This is a genomic window from Vibrio sp. 10N.247.310.24 (assembly GCF_041467175.1).
Lineage (GTDB): Bacteria > Pseudomonadota > Gammaproteobacteria > Enterobacterales > Vibrionaceae > Vibrio > Vibrio tasmaniensis_A.
Genome location: NZ_JBFSUD010000028.1, coordinates 25,294 through 51,194 on the forward strand (window position 1 = coordinate 25,294; position 25,901 = coordinate 51,194).

Sequence of the window (25,901 nt, forward strand, 5' to 3'; positions counted from 1 at the left end):
ACCTTACAACTATTTATCAACAATGAAGCCTTGGAACACTTCTACGTAGTTATCAGACAAAATATCTAACTGAGTCTGAGTTTCAATTCGTGACGCAATAGTCGTCACACCAAGGTTATGAGCCGTTCTTGAGATAGACGTTAACGTAAATTTCTGTTTTTCGTCATCAAGGTTATGAGTAAATAGGTAATCCAGCTTCACATAGCTAGGGCGGTACTCGTTGATGTAATCGAGTGATTGGAAGTTGCGTCCATAGTTATCGACACCAAACACCGCATCAGCGTTGCGAATGGTGTTACACAATAGTGCTGTGTAGTGAGGAACATTGACGAAACAGTTTTCTGGAATTTCAAAATGCAACAGATGAGCGATTGACGCATTTTTCTCAAGAGACTTTCCGATCCAACGGATGAAGCTTGGCTGAGAAATACTGCTTGGCGAGATATTGATAGCAACGGGGCTCGTAAGCTCTTTTGCATTCAGTTTATCAATCATCTTCTCGATAACGTATTGATCGAGGATGTGGCTCATTTCAAGCTGTTCTAATGCGTATAAGTATTGGTTGGCACCGTAACGAACCCCCTCTTTCTCAATCGCAGAGAACACTTCTTGGTGATAGGTTTTGCCAAAACTATTATTTGCAGCTTGGAAGCGGAAAGTTACTAGGTCATTGATGATTGCTTCTTCGACCAACATGCGCCATTGCTGTTTACCCATTACAGCGCCATGGTCGTCAGCAGTTACGTAACCGTAAGCGAGCTCACGGTTCGCTTTCGCGCTAGACAGTGCGTTATCGACCAAAGACATGATTTCAGTACTGGTTTTACGTTTCTTACTGTACGTCACACCGAGAGCTATGTGTGGATTCGCCATACCTGTTGGATCTGAACCTAGATTTTGAATGCAGTTTACGATGCTGCTCGCGACGAGTTTCAGTTCATTTTCATCAATGTTCGGCATAATGAAGCCAAACTCATCACTAGAAATACGAGCGATAGTAATATCTGGAGATGAAATAGAAGCCTGTAGCTGTTCAGCTAATTGGTGAACTAAGGCATCGCCTTCTTGATAGCCTTTGTCATCATATTCTTCACTAATAAATTCGGCTTTTAGCACCGCCAGACCACCTAAACTCGACTCTTCTAACCACTGAGTTAGTTGAGACATGTAGTAAGCACGGTTACCTAACTGAGATACAGGATCGATATACGCGCGTTCACGAAGTCGTTGCGCTTCTTGTGCTTGGCTCTTAAATGCAAGTTCAACTTGAGTCGACATGTGGTTAATACCGTCGACGACTAAGATGAGGTCTTTTGTTTTAGGGCGAACCAGAGGCTCACCGAACTGATTTTTGGCGATTTGATCCATTTTTTTTATGATTAATGACAGCGGACGTAGCGCTCGTTGGAGTATCCATGAAATCGAGATCAAACCCAGTAAGAAAATCGCTCCAAAGAAGGTCACTAGCCGTGTAAATGCCTCCCAAAGCTGAGTATAGGCTGGGCCTGGGTGGCTCACTATCTCAACTTCAGCAAGTTGCATCCAACCACTGGTAATCACGCGGCGATCATGAATCGGTTTAAACAAATTCAGGTTGGTAAACCATTGTGGGACACCACTTGGTTTCACAGGGTATGAACGAAGAATATCATCTCCTGTGTCTAAAAAAATCAATCGTACGACAGAGTAAGAACTACCATCAAACAGTGCGTTGATAACAGACTCTACAGCCACTTGATCCTTTTCTTCGAGGTAAGGGGCGAGCGCCAGTCCAACAGTATTAATGGTATTATTTACTTCAGAGCGTTGCTGCTCTTCTAAGTAGTCACGGGTGGTATTGAATTCGATCATAAAAACTGAGGTCATCAGTAATATGAAAACCGCAACCATTCCGACCACAAGCTGTTTATATAAAGTCATTGTACCTACTCATCGTAATTGATAATGGGTTTGTTTAATTTTAGAGAGCGCTCACGCGAACGTAAGTCGTTCCATAAGCTCAATCTTGAAGATTTTCCTGATAACTTGCCGCTGCCTGCCGCCGACTTGATTAACCATAGGTTTTTACCATTGAAGCTGTATATCGGTCGTAGATCTCTGCGCTTGGAGCCGCGTTTTATTTCAGGGTTTAAGTTGTCTAAAATTAGTGGTTCTGCACTGGGTGTAGAGTAATAAGCCAACACCATATGGAATTGGTTTAACTCAAGTGCTTTTACATACACTAATCGTAATTTCTTATCTGGGACGCCGAGTTCAAGTAAAGAGAAGTATTTTGCGATAGTGAAATCTTCACAGTCACCCGCGTTACTGCCCAAAAACTCCAGCGGTGTCGCCCAGTAGTCATTCTTTCCCCAAAGTATACTGTCATCGACAAAGTACATTTGGTTGAAGAACCGATTTACCGAATCGAGTTTCTCTTTTTCACTTAACCCTGCGTACGACGTCATATTTGAGCGCCATGTCGACACTCGCTTCCCTGCTCTTTCTCCGTAGGTTACAGAGACTGCGTCGATCCACCTTTGGTCACTCTTGTTCAGTGCCCCGGAAGTAAAAGAGGTAAGGAACAGTAGCAATAACGAAAACCGAGACTTCATTGCTGCTGCTCTTGTTTTTTCACTGCACGTAGGAAGACGTTATCAAGCATTAACCGTCCTTACTCTTTTAGTGCGTTGTTTTGAGCACTCAAAATTGGCTTCAACATATATTCAAGCACGGTTCTTTTTCCGGTGATGATATCGACAGAAGCGGTCATACCAGGAATGATAGGCAGCTCTTCATTAGCCCCAAAGCTGTACTTCTCGGTACGAACACGCACGATGTAAAAACTATTGCCTTCTTCATCTTGAGTGGTGTCAGCACTGATGTGTTCTAACACACCCACTAAACCACCGTATTTAGTAAAGTCATAGGCACTGAATTTAACCACAGCGCTCAATTCTGGACGGAGGAATGCGATATCTTGTGGAGCAATTTTCGCCTCAACTAATAGGGAATCTTCAGTTGGTACAATCTCAACAATGTCCATACCCGGCTGGATAACACCGCCTACGGTATTAATACCAAGCGTTTTGACGGTTCCTGTTACTGGAGAAACTACTACAGTTCGATTAACTCTGTCTTCAAGGCCAACCGCTGATTCCGTCATTGCAGAGAGCTTATCTTGTGCTTGGTTTAGCTTCTCTTGTTGTTCTGATCGGAAGTTCAATGCAGCATCGATACGACTGAGCATCGCTTCTTTGATTGCTGAACGTAGAAGAGGGATTTTGAGTTCGCTAGAGGTCATTTCTCGGCGAGTGTCGTTAACTTGTCTTTGCAGCTTGAGCAGTTCAATTTTTGGCACCACCCCTTCATCAGCAAGAGGCTTGGTAATATCCAGCTCTTGGCGGGCAAACTTGTAACTCTGTCTTAAATTCTGAACACGCGCTTTTATTTCAACTAGGTCTTGTTGTTTCTGTCCAACCTGTTGATCAAAAACGGAAAGTTGGTTCTTCAGATTATTCAGATCTTGACGATATTCTGCTTTTTGGCGATTAACCAATTTGGGGTGAAGGTCGTAGAATAGTGGTGGGAAGGCGAGTTTACCATAATCGAGTAAGACACTTTTTTTCCACTCTTTTACTGAGAATTCTTCATTGATAACCACACTGGTCAGTGAGGCGGACAGCATGAGTACATTAGCCGTTAAGTTCGCAACTTGTTGCTCACGTTCACGAAAGTCAGAGCGGAATCGAGTGTCATCTATTAATAGTAATTGTTGCCCTTTTTGAACTCGTTGCCCTTCTTTGACTAAAATTTCTTTAACCAAACCACCTTCAAGGTTTTGCACCACCTGAATCTGAGAGGAAGGGATCACCTTGCCTTGGCCAACAGTCACTTTGTCGATTTCAGCCCAAGCAGACCAACCAATAGCAGCGACAAAAAACAGAACGATAACCCACAACATAATACGCGCACTGGTGGGCGTATTGAGGAGCAGTGCCGCTGTTTTGTCATCGACATACTCAAGTTCGGTCTCGTTCAATTTGCTGAAATTTTTCTGACTCATAACAGTCCTTGTTCGCTAAATAAAAGTGCAAGCTTTGTGAGTGTATTCTTACTTTTGATAAATGTTAAGGCTTTGCTCCTTTAAATCTTTGAATTTATATATTTTTTAACTCTTATTGTTTTTTGAAATCTGTTTTATCAAGTTGGTGTTTTCTCAGCTTGTCATAAAGCGTTTTTCGCGATACTTGTAGCTCTTGCTGTACCTCTTTTAAGCGCCCTTGATGACGATGTAGTGCCTCTATCAAGATGATTTGCTCAAAGCTATCGGTTCGTTGGCTTAATGACAGTTGTTGCTCTTCAGTCTTTAGAACGATGTGGCTCTTATCGCTTTGATCTTGATTATGATTAGGCTCTGATTCAAGCGATGCCAGCTTGGGTTTAGTCAACACTCTGAGTTCTGCATGTTGGCGAAGCTGTCGAATATTTTCACTCCAGTGAGTGGCGATCAATCGTTGAACCTCTTTTTCTGTAATCACCGGTGGGGGTAACTGATATCGACTTGCCGCACCACGAGCAAAATGTTTAAACAAAGAACCAATATCTTCTGTTCGTTGCGCTAGCGGTAGCAAATCAAATCGACGGAACTCACTTACCATTGTAGTAGGAAGTATTGTGGTTGCTAAAATGATACAAGTTGCACTGGTCTTGCATGAGTTTTCACGAAGTAGAGTGGGTTTTAGGTTTGCTAGCCACTGCCATTGGTCTTGAGTTAATGCTTCTGTTTCATGGATATAAAGTGTCCCTCCCTGATGTTTCAAGAACAGTTGCAAAACAAACTGATGGAATGTCGCTTCGTCACTGCGTGGCAAATTAAACGCAGCAACAGGGCAAAGCTCTGCAGCTTGATGGCTGTGAAGATCGTGCGTGTACTGCGCCGTAACCCTTTTGCCCGTTCCTAAATCACCGACGAACAGTAGAAGTGGGTTAGTTTTGGTATCTAGAGAGATCAGTTCTCGGCGTAATGCCTGCATTGATGGCGATTGACCAATCAACTTTGGACCTACCTGATTCTGTACCGCCAACTCTTTACGTAATAGATTATTCTCTTCAACCAGTGCCAGCTTATCTGATGCTTTTTTTACTGCGGTCAGCAGGGCATCGACCACAAATGGTTTTTCTAAAAAATCATAAGCGCCAGCTTTCATTGCGGAGACGGCTGTTTGCACGTCCCCATGGCCTGTTAGTACGATGATCTGAAAATGAGGGTTTTGATTCAGCAGCTTTTGTGTCAATTGAATGCCATCCATCACTGGCATGTGAATATCGGTAATGACAATCCCAGCTTGCGTCACATCTATTCTCTTTAGTGCCTCAATGGCATTGGGGAAGCAGGCAATATCGATGCCTTCAATGAGCATGGCTTGCTCTACGGAGTCTCGAATGGCGGGTTCATCATCGACAAAATAGAGTTTAGGCAGAGGGTGCAAAAGTCGAATCCTTAACAGTATGTGAGGTTAGCTATGTGTGAAATTAGCAGTATGTAAAATTCATTTTCTAATCAACGATAACAACGGCACGTTAGCCCTTATCGTTATATAACGGGATGTTTAGCGAGAATACCATGCCTGAAGGCTCTAATCGGTTGGCGCTGATCGTGCCGTGATAAGCTTCAATAATCCGTTTCGATATTGAAAGCCCTAGCCCTAGGCCTTCCGGTTTAGTGGTAAAAAACGGGTTGAAAAGCTGTTCTAGCTTATCGTCCGGCATGCCAATTCCGTTGTCCCAAATGATCAACTGACAAGAATTATGATGCAATTGCCATTCGATGCCTATCTGTGGGCTGGCCGGTTGGTCAACGTTTTCCAAGTTTTGTTGCTCCTGCAAGATTTTCTGTTCAAGAACGTGTTGTTGAAGCGCTTGGGTCGCGTTGTGAACCAGATTCACCAGTACTTGCTCGAGTTCGGTTGGATGAATGGCAATATTAATGTGATTTGGCACCGTGCTTAGTCTTAGTGTAATGCCTTGCTTGATCATCAGCGCACTGAGAATACTGGTGGCGTTGTTGACCGCTTGGTGCAGGTTCGCGACATGATGTTCTTGTTTAGTGACCTTGCGAGTAAAGACTTTGAGTCGCGCTATGATGTCGGTAATGGTGTTGTTGAGGCCAATCATTTTCTCAAGATTGCTCTTCACTAAATCTGTCCGTTCCATTTCAAGCAGCTTTAAGCTGTTCTCGCTATAAGTTCGAAGCGCTGCAAGCGGTTGGTTGATTTCGTGGTTAATGCTGGCTGACAGCTCTCCGAGTACCGCTAATTTTGCTGTTTGGGTCAGCTCTTGTTCTGTCTGCTTCAGCTTTAACTGCGATGCTTGGTATTGAAAAATGGTTTGCTGAAGTTGTTGATTGGATTTCTTCAAATAGTGAGTACGTTTATCAACGGTTTGTTCTAGGTTTTGGTTGAGCCGGGTTAGCGCCACTTTCGCGACGTAAGTCTGTCGCCACGACCACGCGATGAGCATCACCAAGCTGTAAATCACCACGAAGATGACATCGATCTGCAGCACTTTAATAAGCTCTGCTTTGGCCTTTTTTAATGCGACAACTTGGTACTGATTGTTACTGAAGGTGGCGGGGTAAAGATTGAACGGCCCAAGTTTAAACAATCGGTTTGCCGTAAGTTCTTTTTGTACTCGATTTGGTTGAATGTTGTTGGGCTGATTAGCGTCGTTAACTTGTGGTTGATAGTTGGAAGAGCGAAAAGCTTCTATGATCGAAATTTCGCTTTGACCGTATTGGCGTTGCAGGGCGATATCGGTTTGTTGCTTCTGGCTTAACGGCAACAACGAGTGATAAAGCCACTGAGTTTGGCTCGAGAGAAAAACCACTTGGTTAGAGTCGAGTACCACAATCTCAAAATCATCGCTGGTTAGGATGTTTTCAAGGTTCTCTAGACTCACTTTAACGGTGATAACCCCAACAATGTCATTCTCTATATACAGGGGCGAAGACAAAAAGTAACCGCGTACGTTGGAGCGAGCCCCCAGTGCGACATAGTGTGTGCTGTTACCTTCAATCGCGGACGCAAAATAAGGACGAAACGAGAAGTTCTCACCCACGAAAGTACCGAGCTTCTGGTAATTACTGGAAGCGCCCACAGTACCGCTCGGGTCATGAATATAGATGGTGTCAGCTTGGCTTTGATTAGACCATTCAAATAGCAATTGATTGAGCTGCGCAGCGGAAATCTTGTCTGTTTGTGGTGATGAGTCAAAATAAGAGAGCAGACGCGGGTCATGGCTGAGCAAATCAGGGATCTGTTTGAATTTATCCAGTTCAGAGTCGATTTGTAGGTTCGCTTTATTGGCCGCTTCGTTGAGCTTTTGAGTGACCACTTTTTCTTGAAATTGTACTGCCAAAAAATGAGTTGCGCTCAGCCCAATAGCCCCCAATAACAATGAGAATAAAACGAAGGGAGTCATTATGTTAAGCAGTATCTTAGTCACTAGGATCTCAGCATGTCATCGGTTTGTATAAAGATTATCAATATGATGGATAGAGTACCGAGATCTTGTTAACACAGAGCACCTTCTGTGAGACAAAACCATGGCTTAGACTTGTGTTTCAAAGGATTACAGCGCAAAATCAAAAAAAATTGAAAGGAGCAACCAAATGGAACTGACCGATATTCGTCGCGAATATGCTAAGGGTGGATTGAGACGTAAAGACTTAGCCGCAGACCCGATTGAGCAATTCAATCTATGGCTAGAGCAAGCTATTGAAGCTAAGTTGACGGACCCTACTGCCATGACAGTTGCTACGGTTGATGAAAATGGTCAGCCATTCCAGCGAATTGTTCTGCTAAAGAATGTTGATAAAGACGGCTTCGTTTTTTACACCAACTTAGGTAGCCGTAAAGCGCACCAGCTAGAGCACAATAGCAAAATCAGTTTGCATTTCCCTTGGCACCCTCTTGAGCGACAAGTTCATATTACGGGCACGGCTGAAAAACTGACAGCAATGGAAAATATGAAGTACTTCTCGTCACGACCAAAAGAGAGCCAATTGGCCGCAATTGCAAGTAAGCAAAGTAGCCGTATCTCTGCTCGTGGGATTTTAGAAGGTAAATATCTAGAGCTTAAACAGAAGTTCGCGAAAGGAGAGATTCCTGTGCCTTCTTTCTGGGGTGGCTTCCGTGTGCGTGTGGATAGCATTGAGTTTTGGCAAGGTGGAGAGCACCGCTTGCATGATCGCTTCTTGTTCTCACGCCAAGATAGCCGTTGGGATATCGACCGCCTAGCGCCTTAATTTGCTTAACTGCTTAACTGATCCAAAAATACCGTTGATTAGACTTATCAACGGTATTTTTTTGTCTGCATCTCATCAAACCAATATCTAGTCACTGTGCAGAACAACGGAGATCTGCTTTTTAAGCAGGGTTTCTGGGATCATAGAGCCTAGCCCCGAGTCCAACGCATACTCAATCAACTGGCTTTTACTGCGCGCATCAAATTTCTGTTTCAACCTGGCGACATGCCCTTCGACCGTTTTGATTGAAATGTTCAACGTAGACGCGATGTACTGTGGTTTCTTGCCGAATAGCAGCAAGAACAGCACTTCTGATTCTCGCGAAGTCAGTCGCTTTTTGAGCTTTGATATGCGTGGCTTTGATCCTGCAATGGACACTTGATTGTCTTTTTCGCAAGTTGCCTGACACACCCAATGGCCTACTTCTAAGATGGCGGTGTCGGTGAGTTCTTGGCCATAAAAAATGGTGCCTTGAACTTCGCCATTCCCATCAAGCCAAGGGGTTTTAGTAAAAATATGGGCGTGCCAGCGTCCGTCTGGATAAGGGTGAATATCGAGGATTTTAAGAGTACTGCGTGTATCCATTACATGTTTGTCTTGAGCCCTGAAATCCTGCGCGCATTCGGTTGTTTGACTAGGCATATCGAAATCGGTTAAGCCCGTACAAGTTTCGTTGGGTTTTAAGCCAATTAATTGGTTGTAAGCAAGGTTGGCATACACGAAGACAGAGTCAGTATCTTTGCACCCCCAGCAACCTGGAAGTTGTTCAAATAAAGAACGATGTATGGAGTTGAGGGGATCCGGCAAGGTTTTATCTCGTAAGAGGGAGTATTGCAATGATATCAGTTTCTTATAGAGCTGCAATGACAATTAGAAGTCGAGTTATGCATCAAAAATGGAGTGTGATTAATGATTGAACGGCATGTTGTTTAAGTGTGCCTTTATTGATCAATAGCTAAACAAAAAGGATGAGAAAAAAGCAAAAAAAAGCCAGCCTGAAGAAGGGCTGGCCAAAGACAAGATATACCTTGTCGACACGTAGAAGATTTCCAGCTTAATTTACGAGGGTCATGTAAATTAAGCTGAGGTATCAGATAGATACCCAGAGTGACTTACTACTCTATCGACGAATTTACTCCTAGGTGAGATCGAATATAAGGAGGGAATTCCCCTATAAACACTGACTCAACCGGATACTAGGAGAATCTAAGGTAAATATTTGAGGGCTTTGAGTAATACCAAGAGCTTATAGCTCTCGTAATACTCGGAATCCTAAGTAGTTAGCGGCAGTAGAAGGCGAAACGTACAGTTCAGCAAACACTTTTGCCTCTTCAGGAGAGAAGCTCCACGCGCCCCCCTTAGCGATGCCTTTTTGGGTTGCAGTCCATTCCCAAACGTTACCTACCATGTCGTAGAAACCCGTTGGCGTTGGCAAGAATGATTTAACAGGAGAAGTACTGACGTTTGACCACTGTGTACCAGACCAACCAGTATTAGCTCTACCTGAACGGAATTTGTTGCCCCACCAGAAGCTGGTATCTTGACCCGCTCTTGCCGCCGCTTCCCACTCTTGTTGTGTTGGTAGACGGTAAGTAAAGCCTGTTTTTTTAGATAACCAACGTGTGTACGCTTTCGCATCGCTTTGGCTGACGCATACAACGGGAGAGTGATCGACTTGCTTGAAACCAGGAGCTTTCCAGTCATTGTCTGACACAGTCGTGATTTCTGCATTCACGAAGGTATCACAAGTGTTCATCAGCTCTGCGTCGGTCTGGTAACCCGTATTTTTCACAAATGCTTTAAAGTCTTGAACACGAGTTGGGGTTGCCGCTAATGCAAATGGCTGTTTGATCGTGACTTGCTCAGCGTTATTTTCACCGAGTAGGTAAGTCCCAGATCCAACCACAATCATTTCTGGACTTTGAGCACCATTGCCCATTGGGTCAGCAAACTTAGTCCCCACATTCAGTGAGTTCTGCTTCGCTTGTAATACCGCTCTTAGGTTGTGATCTCGGGCTATTTTCAGCTCTTGGTGGAAAGAAAGGTAACCTTCTTTCTCAATCGTAACCATGTGCTGCCCTGTCGGTAGCATCACTTCCACCGGTGTGCTGCCATAGTTCACACCATTGATAGAAACCTTGTCATTATATTGATTTGAGCGAACCACCAAGTTAACCCAAGCAACTTCTTTCTGCTGATCATCGGCTTGCAGATCGCTCTGATCGAAACAGTTTGAGGATTGAATGCCAAGTAAGCGGCAAGGAGTGTTCTTATCTGGACGAGTTTCTAAATTCGCAGCAACCACTGCTCGGTAACGGTTATCTTCGGAGAAGCCAGATGATTTCACGCTGTGTTGTAGAACGTGAATATTCAAAGATGCAGACGCTAGGTGTTCTTTTACTATTTTTGATTCTGTCGCGTTGGATACAAGGCTATTTTGAAATTGTTTTACTGCTTTTTGAAGTGTCAAAGCCACCGTTTGGTCTGAACATTGAGCTAACGTCATGTCGCTGCTACAGCGGTTGGTAAAGCTAACAGTATGTTCTTGTGTTTGAGTGACCTCGCTTCTTAATCTCTCAGCTCTTGCTCTTAGTTTGTCTTGATTCAAATGGGCGATAGACATTTCTACAGCCGATTTTTCGGCTTTGATGGCCTCTAGTTCCATCACTAAGCTTTGAAGCTTTTGCTCTGAATCCGAAATCGTAAGCTTGTGCTCTTTTACCGATTTCCAGGCATCTTGAAAGCGGTTTTGAGCTGGTGAGATATCGAAATCTGGCTCATCAATCATGCGAGTGTAATCTTGCTCTAGGCTAGTTTTCGCCGTTGCGAGTTTTTGCTCTGATTGAGCTAATAACTTGGCTTGACGTGCCATTTGCTCTGCTTGGTTGCCGACTTGATTTTGTTTGTCCGCCATCTTCTTCTCGATAGCCGTTAAACTGGCATGTTCTTCGAAAAGAGAGCTTTCAATGTCGATGACTGATGACGTGATTGCTGGAGATGTCGCTTCAGCGAAAACAGCAGGCGTCATTAAGCATGGAGCAAGTGCAAATAATAGAGTAGGAAAACCTTGGCGCATGTTGGGCTACTTCAGTCGTAATTTAGGTTAATTGAATATTCTAACGAAAACGCCATTTCGTTTGAAGCTACTTTCTATAACTACAACAAGATGGCGAGTATTCATTCAGCTTTGTGAAATAGGCACGGCTATTTATATCAGGCTTAGCTTTATATATTTAGATTTCATTTTCTTTACTAGGAAGGAGTTTCACCCAAATAGTATCGCTGCCGTTGATAGTCACTGTGCGGTTGTATGACTCGTAACCTTCTTTTGAAATGGTTACTTGGTGACGACCGCTCGGTAGCGAAACCTCTAGGGGTGTGCTGCCGTATTTAATGCCGTTGATAGTTACTGAGTCATTGTACTGATCAGAACGTACCATCACGTTTGCCCACTGCTTGTCGCTCTTCTTTGTAACCTTAACGTCGCTGTCCGTTAAACAGTAGCGAGTTGAAACGTTCAATAAGTTACATGCTGCAATCGCTTCCGGTTTTGCTTGAAGTTGAGCTTGCATCTGCACAAAGTAAGAGTTGTTTCCAGAGAAACCGCTCTTGATTGCTTGGCTGTCTTGAACATGAATGTTCAATTGAACACCTTGTAAGTTTTGCTTCGCTAGCGTGCTTTCTGTGAGCTGTTCAAGTAATTTGCTCTTGAAGTTTTGTACTGCTTTCTGCTTCGTCAGGTGTTTACCTTGAGCAATACACTCACCCAGTGTCATTGTTGATGAACATGTGGTGGTGTAGCTCGTTTCAAGAACGGCACTTTCACGAAGTTCTGTTGCAATACGTTTAACGCGAGCTTCAACTTTTGATTCTTTCAAGTTAGCCAGCTCATTATTCAAACGAGCTTGCTTTTGCTTAATTTGAGAAAGGTAAATTTCGTTCTCATTCATCGCTTGCTGATTATCTAGCTGAGACGATTGATTCTCTTTAACCGCAGCCCAAGCATCTTGGTATCCTTTCTGAAAAGAAACCAGATCCGTTTCTGGATCGTCAAGTAAGCGACTGTACTGTTTGTCGAGTACAGATTTAGCTCGGTTACGTTTTGCCTTTAACTCTTCACCTTCACGTAACAACTTACTGTTCTGGTTTTGAAGTTGTTTTAAGGTCTCAGTTGCCGATACTTTGGTCGCTGAAATACGCTCAATATCTGAGTTTTTCTCTGTTAGCTTTGCATCGATAGCTGAAACGGGATCGACTTGATTCAGTTCTTCAGCTGATAACGATGCAGATACCCAAAGTGGGGATAGCGCAAGTAAAAGCGCTGAAATTCGAAAGTTAGTCATAGGTCCCTGCAACTTGTATATTTAAAATTGGCTCGTTAATAAAGTGTCTACTTCCTAGTTGTCAGTCACTAGTTATTAGCAATTAACACAGTACCCGTCTTTATACCGTTTTATTGCCCTCCAATCTACTCAAAAGCTAAGTTTCGGTACTTCGGATACACTTTTTACATATTTACACCGAAATAATTGAGCTATATAAGAAAATATTGTCGTTATGGTGTAGTCGTTTGGTTTCCATTTGTGACTTGCTTTGACTTTTGGTGTTCAGATTTATTTGCTCTTGGAACAAGGAAGAGTGGCCTAAATATTGGAAGGTTGACTTTACAAAGCCCGTAGTTTGGGCTCACTTGATCATACTTCCGGAGACATGATCACGTGGTTATCAATAATGATCTTTCTTTGAAGAAGAGAAAACAACTCTCATGATCATTTACAAATTCATCTTCTGCAGATTTCAGAGTATTATTCTTATCATGTCGACCTAAGTACTTTGCTGTCATGCCAAAACCTTTACCCTTTCCAAACCTAGACTTGTCTCCGCTAGGGCTTACACGCCCCCGACCAGCGGAAATCATAACTTTGCCTTCGCATATGGACTGTCACGATCATCATTATTCGCAGGTGGTGATTGGTTTAAAAGGTCAGGCTGAATTTGAAGTGAGCGGTAAAGGCAATCTTGTCGGCCCAGGTCAAGGTTGTGTGGTAACGGCGAGCTCTGATCATGCTTTCGGTGGTGTGGTTGGCCAGTCGGACATCCTAGTACTCAATATGCCAGTGCCAACGGATGATGACCCTCTGATGCTAGAGAAGATCAATCAGTTAGAATCATCGAACGTCTACTTCCAATTAGACGTGCAAATTCAAAAGCTTATCCATATGTTGGTGCAAGAAATGCAGGCCAGTCCTAATGATCTGCTACTAAGCCGAGCCTGTAATGATACGGTGATCGCGCTGATGCAAAGACACATCTCGGCATTTGAAACCTCAATCAAAGATTCACGCTTTGATCTTGAAGCGTTGGATCGCTACATAGAACAGCATTTAGCAAATAAGATCTCCGTCGCGCAGCTTGCAGGCAGTGTGTTTCTGGGTGAAAGCCAGTTCCACATGCTATTCAAAGATCAAATGGGCATTACCCCTCACCAGTACGTTCTTGGTAAGCGTATCGACCGATCTCGTCGTTTAATCGAACAAGGTAACCTCAGCCTTGGACAGGTTGCAGAACTTGCTGGTTTTTCCGGTCAATCCTCCTTTACTCACACCTTTTCTCGCCTTCAAGGCATGTCACCATCTCAATACAAAAAGCAAACTTCTGTTAAATAGTGAAACAAAACGGCATATTATATTAAAGTTTCATATGTGACCTTGTGTTTGTTTTGTTAATAAAGCGAGTTTTTAGCAAAAAACTCGGAGTTTTTGACAAGTAATCCTTATATACTCTAAATACACTGCAGCCATTGTAGAGATCCCGGGCTAATTCCGGGTGTGAGATTAAGGAAAACGCATGTTTACAGCTACTGATGTGTTAAAGCCAGAATTCAACGAGCAGTCGCTTGCTGATCTATGGTCGCTTATCTCACCATTATATATGGTGGATGAAACCCAATGGCTAGAGCAACTTCTGCCGCTAGCTACCCCTTCTGAGTCAGAGAAGCAGCAAATTTCAGAGAAAACGACCTCATTGATCGAAGCTATCCGTGCGGATAAGACTTCTATCCAGATGATCGATGCACTGTTGCTTGAATACAGCTTAGATACTCAAGAGGGCATCTTGCTGATGTGTCTAGCGGAAGCCTTGATGCGTGTTCCTGATTCAGCAACGGCTGATGCATTGATTCGCGACAAACTCAGCGTTGCGGATTGGAAATCTCACCTAAAGAATTCTGACTCAGTGTTTGTGAACGCATCCACTTGGGGATTAATGCTAACGGGTAAGGTAGTTGGGCTTTCATCTAAAGAACAGAGTGCAGGTCAAGCGGTTAACCGTTTAGTGAACAAGCTTTCTGAGCCGGTAATTCGTAAAGCGATGCACCAAGCAATGAAGGTGATGGGTCACCAATTCGTTCTTGGCCGCAGCATTGCTGAAGCGCAAAAGAACGGTAAGTCTATGCGTGATAAAGGTTTTACCTACTCATACGACATGCTAGGTGAAGCGGCACTGACCACTGCTGACGCAAACAAATACTTCAAAGATTACCTAATGGCGATTGAAGCCGTAGGTCGAGACACATACGTCTCTTCAAAATCTAGCCCAGCACCGTCTGTTTCTATCAAGCTTTCTGCGCTTCACCCACGTTATGAAGTGGCGAACGAAGACCGCGTATTGACGGAACTTTGCGACACGTTAGAGCAGCTATTGCGCCGCGCAGTAGAGCTTGACGTTGCAATTACGATCGATGCTGAAGAAGCGGATCGCCTAGAGCTTTCTCTTAAATTATTCGAAAAGCTGTACCGCACTGACCTTGTAAAAGGGTGGGGTAAATTTGGTCTGGTTATTCAAGCTTACTCAAAGCGTGCACTACCGGTTCTAGTATGGTTAAACCGCCTAGCGAAAGAGCAGGGTGATTTGATCCCGCTTCGCTTGGTGAAAGGTGCGTACTGGGATAGTGAAATCAAATGGTCGCAACAAGCGGGCTTTACTGATTACCCAGTTTACACGCGTAAAGAAGCGACGGATGTGGCTTACCTTGCGTGTGCGCGTTACCTACTGAGCCCAAGCGTTCGTGGCAATATCTTCCCGCAGTTTGCGAGTCACAATGCTCATACGGTTTCTGCTATTGCCGTAATGACCGACCATAAAGACTTTGAATTCCAACGCTTACACGGGATGGGTGATTCTCTTTACAACCATGCGATGGAAGCTTACCAACAGTCAGTACGTATTTACGCACCGGTTGGCAGCCACAAAGATCTACTGCCATACCTAGTACGTCGCTTGCTAGAAAACGGCGCAAACAGCTCGTTTGTACACCGTTTGGTTGACGCTCGTTGCCCAGTGACAGAGCTGACTCAACACCCAGTCGATATGCTTCTGGCGTTCGATACATTGAACAACACTAAGATTCCTCTGCCTCCAGCGGTATTCCCTGAGCGTAAAAACTCATACGGTGTGAACATTGATATCGAAAGCGAAGCACACCAGTTTGAAGAGCAAGTAAAAGGCTTTTTAAACAATCAATGGACTGCTGGTCCTGTGATCAACGGTGAATCTCTTGCCGAAAGCATGATCAAGGCTGATCAGAACGTTGAGCAAGTGACTGCACCTTATGATCGTCGTATTAATGTGGGTCAGGTGGCTTTCGCTAACCTTGATCATGTTTCCGCAGCGATCACTGGCGCAGACGCAGCATTTGCAGATTGGAACGCAACTTCAGTTGAAACCAAAGTGGCAGCACTTGATAAGCTGGCTGACCTGATGGAAGACAACCTTGCTGAGCTGGTGGCAATTTGTCATCAAGAAGCAGGTAAGACGATTCACGACAGCGTTGATGAAGTGCGTGAAGCGGTCGACTTCTGTCGTTACTACGCAAAACAAGCGAACAACCTACAAGGTTTTGAGCTAAAAGGCTTTGATGGTCTAACTCGAATCGCTTCGCGACAAGGTCGTGGTGTATTCGTTTGTATCAGCCCTTGGAACTTCCCATTGGCGATCTTCCTTGGCCAAATTACAGCAGCTTTGGTTGCAGGTAACACGGTTGTGGCTAAGCCTGCTGAGCAAACAAGCTTGATTGCAGCTCGCGCAGTGGAATTGATGAATGAAGCGGGCTTCCCTGCTGGCACGATTCAGTTACTACCGGGTCGTGGCGCTGAGATCGGCAGTGCACTCACCAGCCATGATGCGATTGCGGGCGTTGCCTTTACGGGTTCAACACCAACAGCACAACGTATCAACGTGTCATTGGCGAGTCGTAACGCTAAGCCTGTTCCGTTTATCGCGGAAACCGGTGGTCAGAATGCGATGATCGTCGACAGTACCGCACTGCCTGAACAGGTAGTTCGTGATGTTATTCGTTCGGCATTCGCTTCAGCAGGTCAACGTTGTTCTGCACTGCGTGTGCTTTACATCCAAGAAGACATTGCAGACCGCGTGGTTGGATTGATTCACGGTGCAATGGACGAGCTGAGTGTTGGCATTCCACACCTTCATAAAACCGATGTTGGCCCTGTTATCGACCAAAACGCAAAACAGAAGCTAATGGCGCACTTAGAAAACATGACCAATACCCAGAAGAAGGTGGCTCAACTTTCTCTAGGTAGTGATTGTGAACATGGTGATTTTGTTCCACCAAGTGCTTTTGAAATTGATGACATCAACTGCTTGAAAGAAGAACAGTTTGGCCCAGTGCTACACATTGTTCGCTTCAAAGCGAGTGAGCTAGCGCAAGTGGTAGACCAAATCAACCAAACGGGCTTTGGCTTAACCATGGGTATCCACAGCCGTAACGAGACAACTTACCGTTGGATCGAAAAACACGTTCGTGTGGGTAACTGCTACATCAACCGTGACCAAGTGGGCGCCGTTGTTGGTGTTCAACCATTTGGTGGTCAAGGCTTGTCAGGTACTGGCCCTAAAGCGGGTGGTCCTCACTACCTATATCGCTTTACTGATGTTCATTTCTCTCAATCACAAGACAAGGCATAAGGAGCATTATCATGGTTCATCAAGTGACAGGTTTTTCTGATGCTTTGCTAGCGTGGGAACAATGGAATCTTACCGATTTTGATTACAAGAGTGCTCAGGTACTTGCGCTTAAATCAGAGATCGAAAGTCAATCTGCGCCTTTGGCGATGGTGGCGACTTATCATCTAGAGCAAGCGTCTGCACTGCTTTCTGAACATCACCTAATGGCAGGTCCTACGGGCGAAACCAATGAGCTATATGCCGCAGGTCGCGGTGTGGCTTTGGTGATTGTTGATGATTGCGAAGTGAAAGTGCCAGCGCTGCAAACTGCAATGGCTTTGATTACTGCCGCGCTATTGGCAGGTAACAGCGTCCAATTGTGCAGTGATGATGTGCAGTTCAATACCTTAGTTGCAGACGCAGCTAAGTCGGCGAACTTGCCAACTAACTTGGTGCAAGTTGCCTCGTATGACGCTGCTCAACAGTTGTTGTCTTGCGATGTACGTAGCGTGGGTTACGTAGGTAACTCGCAAACGGCACAAGCTATCAATTTACAGCTTGCTAAGCGTGACGGTGCAATCGTCGGTTTAGTAGCTGAAACGGATCTGGCGACAATGAATGTTGCTAATGATCCACACCTATCGCTGCGCTTCATTACCGAGCGTACGCGAACTATAAATATAACAGCCGTGGGCGGTAACGCGACCTTGCTCGAACTTGGAAGCGAAGCTCACTAACCTTCAGTAAAATTGGCTCTAAGCACTTTTGGTTTTTCCAACTTTGGTTTTCACCATCTTTGGATTTAACTCATAGTGCTTTGGAGCCTCAATACCTAACTCAATGCACTTGCTTGCCTTTACGGTGAGTGCCTTGCATTGAATTGGGCATGGAAGGCTTTCTACAAAATGAGGACTATCAAATGATAGAAAACAGTTTTGCAATAACGACGACGTTCATTGCGTATCTAATTATGATGCTAGCGATCGGTGTTATTGCTTACAAACGTACATCTAACTCAACTGACTACTTCCTAGGTGGTCGTTCGTTAGGCCCATGGCCTGCTGCACTTTCTGCTGGTGCATCAGACATGAGTGGTTGGTTGCTACTTGGCCTGCCTGGTTACGCTTACGCTGCTGGCTTTGAAGCATTTTGGCTTGCTGGTGGTCTACTTGTTGGTACTTGGGCAAACTGGTTAATCAGTGCAAAACGTCTACGTACTTACAGCATTACGACTGAATCACTGACGCTGCCTGAGTTCCTATCTCGTCGTTTCAATGATAATTCTAAGCTGATCCAAACAATTTCTGCTTTCTTTATCCTTTTATTCTTCCTTTTCTACACAAGTTCAGGCTTGGTAGCGGGTGGTAAATTGTTTGAAACGGTATTCGGCCTAGATTACACAACTGCGGTAATTATCGGTACAGTCTGTGTAGTTTCGTACACTCTGTTTGGTGGTTTCCTAGCGGTATCTTGGACTGACTTGGTTCAAGGTCTACTCATGTCTGCAGCGCTATTGATTGTACCAATCGCGGCAATGAACGGTGGCCTAGGTCAGCTTTCTAGCGACCTACACAACATCAACCCAGAGCTTCTAACGCTATGGAATGATGCGAAGGGTGAGCCACTGTCTGCTATTGCGATCATCTCACTAGCGGCATGGGGTTTGGGTTACTTCGGCCAACCACACATCCTTGCGCGTTTCAAAGCAACACGTAGTAATAAAGACCTAACAACAGCGCGCCGCATTGCCGTTATCTGGACTGCACTGTCTATGATTGGTGCAATGCTTGTGGGTCTTGTTGGTCTAATCTATGTGACGAACTCTGGCGCACCTAAGCTAGATGATGGCGAGAAGATCTTCATGCTTCTTGTGAACGCGATGTTCCACCCAGTCATCGCCGGCATCCTACTTGCTGCCATTCTAGCGGCAATCATGAGTACTGCGGATTCACAACTTCTTGTTTCTTCATCTGCAATGGCAGAAGACTTGTACAAGCAAGTTCTGAAGAAAGACGCAACGTCAGAAGAGATTGTTCGTGTAGGCCGTTTCGCGGTTATCCTAATCTCTCTTGTTGCTCTTGTTCTAGCGATGACACCAGACAGCTCAGTACTTGGCCTTGTATCTTACGCATGGGCTGGTTTTGGTGCTGCATTCGGTCCTGCAATCGTATTAAGCCTATACTGGTCTCGTATGAACCGTAACGGCGCTCTAGCGGGTATCGTGGTTGGTGGTGTTACGATTGTACTTTGGAAGCAGTTCACGGGCGGTTGGTTCGATGTTTACGAAATCGTACCGGGAATCATCCTATCGACGCTTTCTATCGTTATCGTGAGCCTAATGACTGGCGAGCCTGAAGACGAAGTTAAGAAGCAACACGCTGAGTTCGAGAAGAACCTAGTTGAGCTAGACTAATTTACATTGTAAAACAGATGTGAATTAGCAAAAGAACATTAGCTAAAAAGCAATTGTAAAAAGAAATTGAAAAATAAAAGTAATAGAGTCACTTCGGTGGCTCTATTTTTTTATGTGGGCACTACCTTTGTCTTATAAAAAACCAGTAGGATACAGAAGAAGCACGGCTGTTATGAGGTTTACAATGTAAATCGAAACCAAATGATAGAAGGGAAATAAATAGAAGATAAAGGCTTTTCATAGCGCTTGATGTCAAAAAATAACCGATAAAATGGCTATTTTTTGAACTTGGCGCTCACTTTTGTTATTAGCTCGGTGAATTATTACACTGAATTGGACATCATGTGTCAATTATCAGTAACCACTAAAGACCTATAGGACAAAGGTATGCCTGATCTCTATTGCAAAGGATGTAAAAAAACAACACTACATAAGTCTATAATGAAACGTTGTGAATCTGAGCCTGAGACAACCTCTGGCCGTATGATGCAATGGACGTCAAAGCTATTTAGTGGAAACCTGTACTACGACATGGAAACTCAGCACTTCTGTCGAACGTGTAACTGTCGTTGTGAAACAGGAACTGCAGTTCCCCAAGTTGGTCTGGCTTAGATTGTAGTAAGTGCTTACTAACTTAGATTTAAAAACCTCCCTGATGGAGGTTTTTTCGTTTTTTATGCCGCTTTTAGTGAAGGTTCTGCCTCGACGACATTACCATCAATCTTAACTTCCCAGCCATAGTTTGAGTATTCACTTGCGAGTGCTTGGGCAACATCTTTTGATACCGTTACGTGTGTCCATGAACCGATTCCGTAAGGTTTATATGCGAGTTCTTGCGTTTTCATAATAGAGTCATCCTTTCTCTTTGAGAATTCTATTATTCACTTTGGCCTATATCCTTTCTTTCGTTTCTGGCTCAACTTATTTGTTAATCGGGTCATTTCTATAATAATTTGTTAATAACTGGAGTTTGATTTATAAGGGTTGTTATCGCTCTGTTCGGTTTCATATTTAACGTGAATAGGAATGGTCTATTTAGTTTTCTAAATGTGTGAGCAAGGTTTTCTTCGATTGCTCTTAGTATGGAATATACTGAGCGCAATCTAGAATGTTTAAGGAATATTATGTCTCAGCATCAACTCGATCGTATCGATAAAGAGATACTAAGAATTCTGCATATGAAAGGCCGTTTGCCCGTTGTTGAACTAGCGAAACAGGTCAACCTAACAACTTCACCTTGCTCTGATAGGTTGAAGCGATTGGAAAAAGTGGGCTACATCACTGGTTATCATGCTGAGCTTTGTTCAGAAAAGTTGGGGCTCGATGTCCAAGTGTTTATCCATATTCGCCTCGATCAAACCAGTTTTTCAATTTTTGATAAATTTGCCCAAGCGGTTGAAACGATGCCTGAAGTCGAAGAGTGCTATTCGCTGTCGGGGGATTTTGACACCATGATCAAGGTTCGAGTAAAAGACATGAAGGCGTACCAAGCGTTTATGGCAACGAAATTGGGTACCCTGCCAGGTGTGATTCAGACACGCAGCGAAGTGGTGATTGAAGAACACAAGAAGGGCTTTGGTGTTAACCCTGAGTTGTTGGCCACCATAAAATAGTGACCTGCTTTCGCCTTACCAAGGTTATTTAGATATAAAAAATGGAAGCCAATAAGCTTCCATTTTTGTTGAACGTCAGATAAAGAGCAATCGGATAAACTTCTCCGCCTTACAGCGTAATTGCGGCAGAGATTAAACCAATCACACCGCCGAATACCCCACCCCAAACGACCAACCAACCAAGGTGTTTCTTGATCATGGTCTGAACCATCTCTTTAACCAGTTTTGGAGTCAGTTCATTCAAGCGCTGATCGATGATCGCCTCAATGTTCTCTTTAATTTCATCCATCATTGCAGGCGATTCAAGTTCATCCTTGATAGCATTTTTTACCGAATCGCTCTTGCTGATTTCAATCACAGACTCTTGCATCTTCTCAACAAATGGCGCCTTCATTGGCTGCAGTGCTTCTGTACCACCAACCATCGCCAACATGCCACCAAACTGTGAGTTTTCGATAACATGCACCAGCGATTCGAATGCAGGGTTAAAGTCGATCTTCTTGATCACAGGCTCTAGGTTGAGTGACTTTCCTGTCATCTCACTACTAAGAAAACGGTCGATGTTACTTTCAGTAAAGAACTGTTCCATCATCAATTGCTTGATGGCTGCCTTGAACTCTTCAAAGCGTGCTGGAATAACACCAGAACCGTATAGGCCGGGTACTTTCTCGAACAACATGTGAATCGCAAGCCAGTTGGTGATGGCACCAGAAAAGGCGAATAAGCCTGCGTAAAGTAAGTATTGGTTTGCTGTCACATAGCCGCCAGCAAGCAGCGCTAACGCAATAACGTTAGTTAAGACACTTTTGTTCATGGTTGATCTCTAAAAAGAATACTGCGCGCATTTTAAGAAAAAAATGCCAAGAAAAAAACAAAAGGATCGACGAAGTTTATAGAACCGATGAAAACAGACGAGAAAGACGCGAAGAATAACAGACATAAAAAAGGCTAGCCTCCCCCCGAAGTCTAGCCTTATTCCAGAACGCGCAAGCGAAGCGTCATTGCTGTTAATGTCATTATATGATTACGACATAACATTCTGCCATGTGTAATTTACCGCCAATTAACATTTTGGTGTGAATTACGCCGCACTTTTAAAATGGAATATAAATTAAGCGCTCGTTGTCTGTTCAAGATCATCACCAATAAAGCCACCGGTCTGGTGATTCCACAATTGAGCGTAGATACCATTTTGTGTAATCAGCTCTTGGTGCGTGCCTTCTTCGACGATATTACCTTGGTCGAGTACGATCAAACGGTCCATTGCGGCAATGGTCGATAGACGGTGTGCAATCGCTATAACCGTTTTGCCTTCCATTAGTTCAATCAAGCTCTCTTGTATCGCAGCTTCAACCTCAGAATCGAGTGCTGATGTGGCTTCATCTAGAACCAACAGCGGAGCATTCTTCAGAAGTACACGTGAGATAGCGACACGTTGACGCTGACCACCAGAAAGCTTGACGCCACGTTCACCCACTTGAGCATCGTAACCAACGTTGCCAAACGGGTCAGTTAGGGTTTCGATGAACTCGTGCGCGTGTGCCTGTTTGGTTGCGGCATACACTTCTTCATCTGATGCTTCTGGTCGACCGTAAAGAATGTTGTCTTTGATCGAACGGTGCAGCAGTGAGGTATCTTGAGTCACCATGCCGATGTTACTGCGCAGTGAATCTTGCGTGACATCTGAGATCACTTGGTCATCAATCAGGATGCGACCACTTTCTACATCGTGGAAACGCAGCAGTAAGTTAACTAGGGTCGATTTACCTGCACCTGAACGGCCAACCAAGCCGACTTTTTCACCCGGTTTGATGTTGAGGTTTAGGTTGTTAATCACACCCTTATTCTCACCGTAGTTAAAGCTCACGTTGTCGAAGTTGATACCGCCTTGTGGAACGTCCAAAGGCTTTGCGTCTTTCTTGTCTTCGATAGCGATAGGCTTAGACAGAGTTTTAATGCCGTCAATTACGGTACCTAGGTTCTCAAACAGACCACCGATTTCCCACATGATCCATTTCGACATGCCGTTAATACGCAGAGCTAAGCTGACCGCAATCGCAATTGCACCCACGGTGATCGCGTTGTCTAGCCATAGGTAGATAGAAATACCGGCAATGCTGAATACCAATAGATAGTTAGCAAATTCAACGCAGATGTTGAAGCCAGTAACCAAGCGCATTTGGCGATGGACTGTGTCTAGAAAGCCTTCCATCCCTTCTTCAGCGTACTCGGTTTCTCTTTTGCTGTGTGAGAACAGTTTGACCGTTGCGATATTGGTGTAGCTATCCACAATGCGACCCGTCATCAACGAGCGTGCATCCGCCTGTTCTGAAGACACGTCTTTCAGCTTTGGTACGAAGTGCAGTTGAATGCCGACGTAAATGAACAACCAAATCAACATTGGAGCCATTAAGCGCCAATCTGATTCTGCAAGCATGAATAGCATCGCCGTGAAGTAAACCGTCACATAGACAAACACATCGACCATTTTGGTCACGGTTTCACGTACCGCGAGCGAGGTTTGCATCACTTTGGTCGCGACACGTCCGGCAAAGTCATCTTGATAGAACGACAAACTTTGCTTCAAAAGGTAGCGGTGAGCTAACCAACGAATCGACATTGGATAGTTGCCTAGCAAAGTTTGGTGAAGCAATAGCGAATAAACACTGATCAAGATTGGCATCACGACCAACAGCAGAACGCCGAGCCCCATCAGTGTCGACTCGTTGTCTGCTAAGAAAGTGTCCGGGTTGCTGGTTGATAGCCAGTCAACCAGTTGACCCATGTAACCGAACAGCGCAACTTCGATGATCGCGATGGTCATGCTCATCAATCCGAGCAAGATCAACGGCTTTTCAAAACCTCGTGTGTAATGGCGGCAAAATGCCAGTATTCCAGTAGGAGGTTGTATCGGCTCTCCCTTTGGAAAGGCTTCAGTAAAGCCTTCAAATTTCTTGTACATAGTTTTCCCTTTATAAGCTACTGCATCTTTGAGCTAGAGCACTCGATGTGCAGCTTTGTTTTTATAGTCTTGATTTGAATTTTTCAGTTTTAGTTTGAAATTATATAAGTGCCAACGCGTTCTTATAAGTATTAAGCCATTCGATGGATTTTTGTTTAGTTCTTATGTAAGTGCTTAGTTTAAGCGACACAGAACACTTCCAAAGAGTGTCTTTCATGAAGCTAATTTTAGATTGAATTAGGCAGGAAAAGTTAAGCTTATTTCAAACGTAATTGATGGTTATGCAACGGTGATAATCCTAACGTTAAATGGATTGAATTGTAATCAAAACTCGTGTGGAGTTGAAAAATGAAATGAGAATATTTATCCAGTAAATTCTTTAACGAATATGCATACAGTTGGTTCTTTCTGATGTGCTGTTATCTTGCAGTAAAAATTACCGACTAATCTAAAATTCGCAGTAATTACTTGGGATAAATATTCAAATCATTGTGATTTTCAGTGAATTTTGTCGTAACAAGTTGTTTACAATTCTGAGGTAAATAAAAGATAGGGACGGTTAAAATGTTAAACCTACACAAAAAATCACTGCATATTACTAATGTTCAAAACGCAAATTGCGTTGTTATGGTGCCGCCAAAAGAATTTAAATTTAACGAAGAAACAGCCCGTGATAACGAGTTTCAGCACAGAGTCGATCTGACTGAAGCTGAGGTAAAGTTAGAAACGATGGCCGAGTTTAAGGCTATGGTGGTTTCGCTACGTAAAGAAGGTGTGCAAGTTGTAGAGTTTGATTATCCGGAACTGGGTGTTGAAACCCCTGACGCAGTGTTCCCAAACAACTGGTTCAGTACTTGTAGTGATGGAAGCCTATTCACTTTCCCTATGGCGTGTGAAAACCGTCAAAATGAAGTTAAGCCGAATGCACTTATTGAAGCGTTGGAAGCGTCTGGTCGCATTGTTAATCACAGTGAGTCTATGGAGTCGTACGTTGCTCAAGGTTCTTATCTAGAGAGCACAGGCGTGATGGTGATCGACCATATCAACAAGACCATTTATGCTGCGCTTTCACAACGTTGTGACCGCGAAGTATTGGAAGATTACGCGAAGCGCATTGGCTATTCTCGCGTGGTCTCGTTCCAAACGGCATTACCGTCTGGTCAACCGATTTACCATACCAATGTGATGATGGCGATTGGCGATAATTTCTGCGTGATCTGTGATGAAGTGATCCCAGAGTTTGAGCGCCGCTTTGTTGTGAAGTCTCTTGCCAAAGACAAGCAAGTTATCTCTATCTCAATCGATCAGATGAATCGTTTTTGTGGCAACATCCTTCAGCTTGAAACTGTGAATGGCGACAAGGTGATCGCGATGTCTCAATCGGCTTATGATGCGTTTTCTCCAGCTCAGTTAGCTCAGCTTTCGACACACGGTAAGCTACTACCATTTAACGTGAAAACGATCGAAGACATCGGCGGTGGTTCGGTGCGATGCATGTTGGGCGAGGTGTTCTTACCAACCCGAGTGAATCGTCTGTAGCAAGTATAGAAAGTATAGCAAGCGCTCATTTCCAGCAATGGATCTTCGAATACCACTCTTATCGCAGAGTGGTATTTTTGTTTTTATCTATCACAAATAAGAGAACAAGAGCTCGATACAGGA

19 protein-coding genes are annotated in these 25,901 nt (G+C 44.1%); 8 read left to right on the forward strand and 11 right to left on the reverse strand.

Annotated elements, in window-relative coordinates:
- Window positions 1-9 precede the first annotated feature (9 nt).
- From AB6E08_RS10910 to AB6E08_RS10930, 5 genes are all read right to left on the reverse strand, one after another.
- Window positions 10-1,920 (reverse strand): LapD/MoxY N-terminal periplasmic domain-containing protein, encoded by a 1,911-nt coding sequence (locus AB6E08_RS10910; protein ID WP_009846011.1) that lies wholly within the window; start codon window positions 1,918-1,920, stop codon window positions 10-12.
- 5 nt (window positions 1,921-1,925) lie between these two features.
- On the reverse strand, window positions 1,926-2,594 hold the full coding sequence (locus tag AB6E08_RS10915) for a transglutaminase-like cysteine peptidase (protein WP_012600028.1): 669 nt from the start codon (window positions 2,592-2,594) through the stop codon (window positions 1,926-1,928).
- Window positions 2,595-2,653: 59 nt separating this feature from the next.
- Window positions 2,654-4,045 carry an HlyD family type I secretion periplasmic adaptor subunit gene (locus AB6E08_RS10920; protein WP_017097204.1) on the reverse strand — a complete coding sequence of 464 codons (1,392 nt, stop codon included), beginning with the start codon at window positions 4,043-4,045 and terminating at the stop codon, window positions 2,654-2,656.
- Window positions 4,046-4,157: 112 nt separating this feature from the next.
- Window positions 4,158-5,462: a sigma-54 dependent transcriptional regulator gene (locus AB6E08_RS10925; protein WP_029225421.1), complete on the reverse strand. Its 1,305-nt coding sequence runs from the start codon at window positions 5,460-5,462 to the stop codon at window positions 4,158-4,160.
- Window positions 5,463-5,562: 100 nt separating this feature from the next.
- Window positions 5,563-7,461 carry an ATP-binding protein gene (locus AB6E08_RS10930; RefSeq protein ID WP_372064082.1) on the reverse strand — a complete coding sequence of 633 codons (1,899 nt, stop codon included), beginning with the start codon at window positions 7,459-7,461 and terminating at the stop codon, window positions 5,563-5,565.
- A 190-nt stretch (window positions 7,462-7,651) separates the two neighbouring features.
- Here AB6E08_RS10930 and pdxH point away from each other — a divergent pair, with 190 nt between their 5' ends.
- Window positions 7,652-8,287, forward strand: coding sequence for a pyridoxamine 5'-phosphate oxidase (gene pdxH, locus AB6E08_RS10935; protein ID WP_009846006.1), 636 nt, complete (start codon window positions 7,652-7,654; stop codon window positions 8,285-8,287).
- Between the two features lie 87 nt (window positions 8,288-8,374).
- Here pdxH and AB6E08_RS10940 read toward each other — a convergent pair whose 3' ends face one another.
- From AB6E08_RS10940 to AB6E08_RS10950, 3 genes are all read right to left on the reverse strand, one after another.
- On the reverse strand, window positions 8,375-9,157 hold the full coding sequence (locus AB6E08_RS10940; RefSeq protein WP_012600031.1) for a helix-turn-helix transcriptional regulator: 783 nt from the start codon (window positions 9,155-9,157) through the stop codon (window positions 8,375-8,377).
- Between the two features lie 376 nt (window positions 9,158-9,533).
- A complete protein-coding gene (locus tag AB6E08_RS10945; protein ID WP_371707547.1) occupies window positions 9,534-11,363 on the reverse strand; it encodes an SUMF1/EgtB/PvdO family nonheme iron enzyme in 1,830 nt (609 codons plus the stop codon).
- A gap of 157 nt (window positions 11,364-11,520) precedes the next feature.
- Entirely contained in the window at window positions 11,521-12,630 is a 1,110-nt protein-coding gene (locus AB6E08_RS10950) for a PEGA domain-containing protein (RefSeq protein WP_009846003.1), read from the reverse strand.
- 498 nt (window positions 12,631-13,128) lie between these two features.
- On the opposite strand from AB6E08_RS10950, the gene AB6E08_RS10955 reads away from it, so the two are divergent.
- The 5 genes from AB6E08_RS10955 to AB6E08_RS10975 all read left to right on the forward strand — a co-directional run bounded on the left by AB6E08_RS10955 (window position 13,129) and on the right by AB6E08_RS10975 (window position 20,276).
- The gene (locus AB6E08_RS10955; protein WP_371707548.1) at window positions 13,129-13,953 is read left to right on the forward strand and encodes a helix-turn-helix domain-containing protein; all 825 of its coding nucleotides are present in this window, start codon (window positions 13,129-13,131) and stop codon (window positions 13,951-13,953) included.
- A gap of 181 nt (window positions 13,954-14,134) precedes the next feature.
- Window positions 14,135-17,272, forward strand: coding sequence for a bifunctional proline dehydrogenase/L-glutamate gamma-semialdehyde dehydrogenase PutA (gene putA, locus AB6E08_RS10960; protein WP_371707549.1), 3,138 nt, complete (start codon window positions 14,135-14,137; stop codon window positions 17,270-17,272).
- 11 nt (window positions 17,273-17,283) lie between these two features.
- Entirely contained in the window at window positions 17,284-17,988 is a 705-nt protein-coding gene (locus tag AB6E08_RS10965; RefSeq protein WP_017102250.1) for a 1-pyrroline-5-carboxylate dehydrogenase, read from the forward strand.
- Window positions 17,989-18,137: 149 nt separating this feature from the next.
- Entirely contained in the window at window positions 18,138-19,664 is a 1,527-nt protein-coding gene (gene putP / locus AB6E08_RS10970) for a sodium/proline symporter PutP (RefSeq protein ID WP_017097211.1), read from the forward strand.
- Between the two features lie 441 nt (window positions 19,665-20,105).
- On the forward strand, window positions 20,106-20,276 hold the full coding sequence (locus AB6E08_RS10975) for a hypothetical protein (protein ID WP_017097212.1): 171 nt from the start codon (window positions 20,106-20,108) through the stop codon (window positions 20,274-20,276).
- A gap of 62 nt (window positions 20,277-20,338) precedes the next feature.
- Here the strand turns inward: AB6E08_RS10975 and AB6E08_RS10980 are convergent, their stop codons facing one another.
- On the reverse strand, window positions 20,339-20,509 hold the full coding sequence (locus tag AB6E08_RS10980) for a hypothetical protein (RefSeq protein ID WP_009845996.1): 171 nt from the start codon (window positions 20,507-20,509) through the stop codon (window positions 20,339-20,341).
- A 279-nt stretch (window positions 20,510-20,788) separates the two neighbouring features.
- Between AB6E08_RS10980 and AB6E08_RS10985 the strand changes: the two genes are divergently transcribed.
- Window positions 20,789-21,277 carry an Lrp/AsnC family transcriptional regulator gene (locus AB6E08_RS10985; protein ID WP_009845995.1) on the forward strand — a complete coding sequence of 163 codons (489 nt, stop codon included), beginning with the start codon at window positions 20,789-20,791 and terminating at the stop codon, window positions 21,275-21,277.
- 109 nt (window positions 21,278-21,386) lie between these two features.
- Here AB6E08_RS10985 and AB6E08_RS10990 read toward each other — a convergent pair whose 3' ends face one another.
- Together AB6E08_RS10990 and AB6E08_RS10995 are read right to left on the reverse strand one after the other, a co-directional pair.
- Window positions 21,387-22,091, reverse strand: coding sequence for a DUF445 family protein (locus AB6E08_RS10990; RefSeq protein ID WP_135383534.1), 705 nt, complete (start codon window positions 22,089-22,091; stop codon window positions 21,387-21,389).
- A 297-nt stretch (window positions 22,092-22,388) separates the two neighbouring features.
- Window positions 22,389-24,239 (reverse strand): ABC transporter ATP-binding protein, encoded by a 1,851-nt coding sequence (locus tag AB6E08_RS10995; protein ID WP_371708119.1) that lies wholly within the window; start codon window positions 24,237-24,239, stop codon window positions 22,389-22,391.
- Window positions 24,240-24,803: 564 nt separating this feature from the next.
- Here AB6E08_RS10995 and AB6E08_RS11000 point away from each other — a divergent pair.
- The gene (locus AB6E08_RS11000) at window positions 24,804-25,778 is read left to right on the forward strand and encodes an arginine deiminase-related protein (protein ID WP_009845992.1); all 975 of its coding nucleotides are present in this window, start codon (window positions 24,804-24,806) and stop codon (window positions 25,776-25,778) included.
- Window positions 25,779-25,901 lie beyond the last annotated feature (123 nt).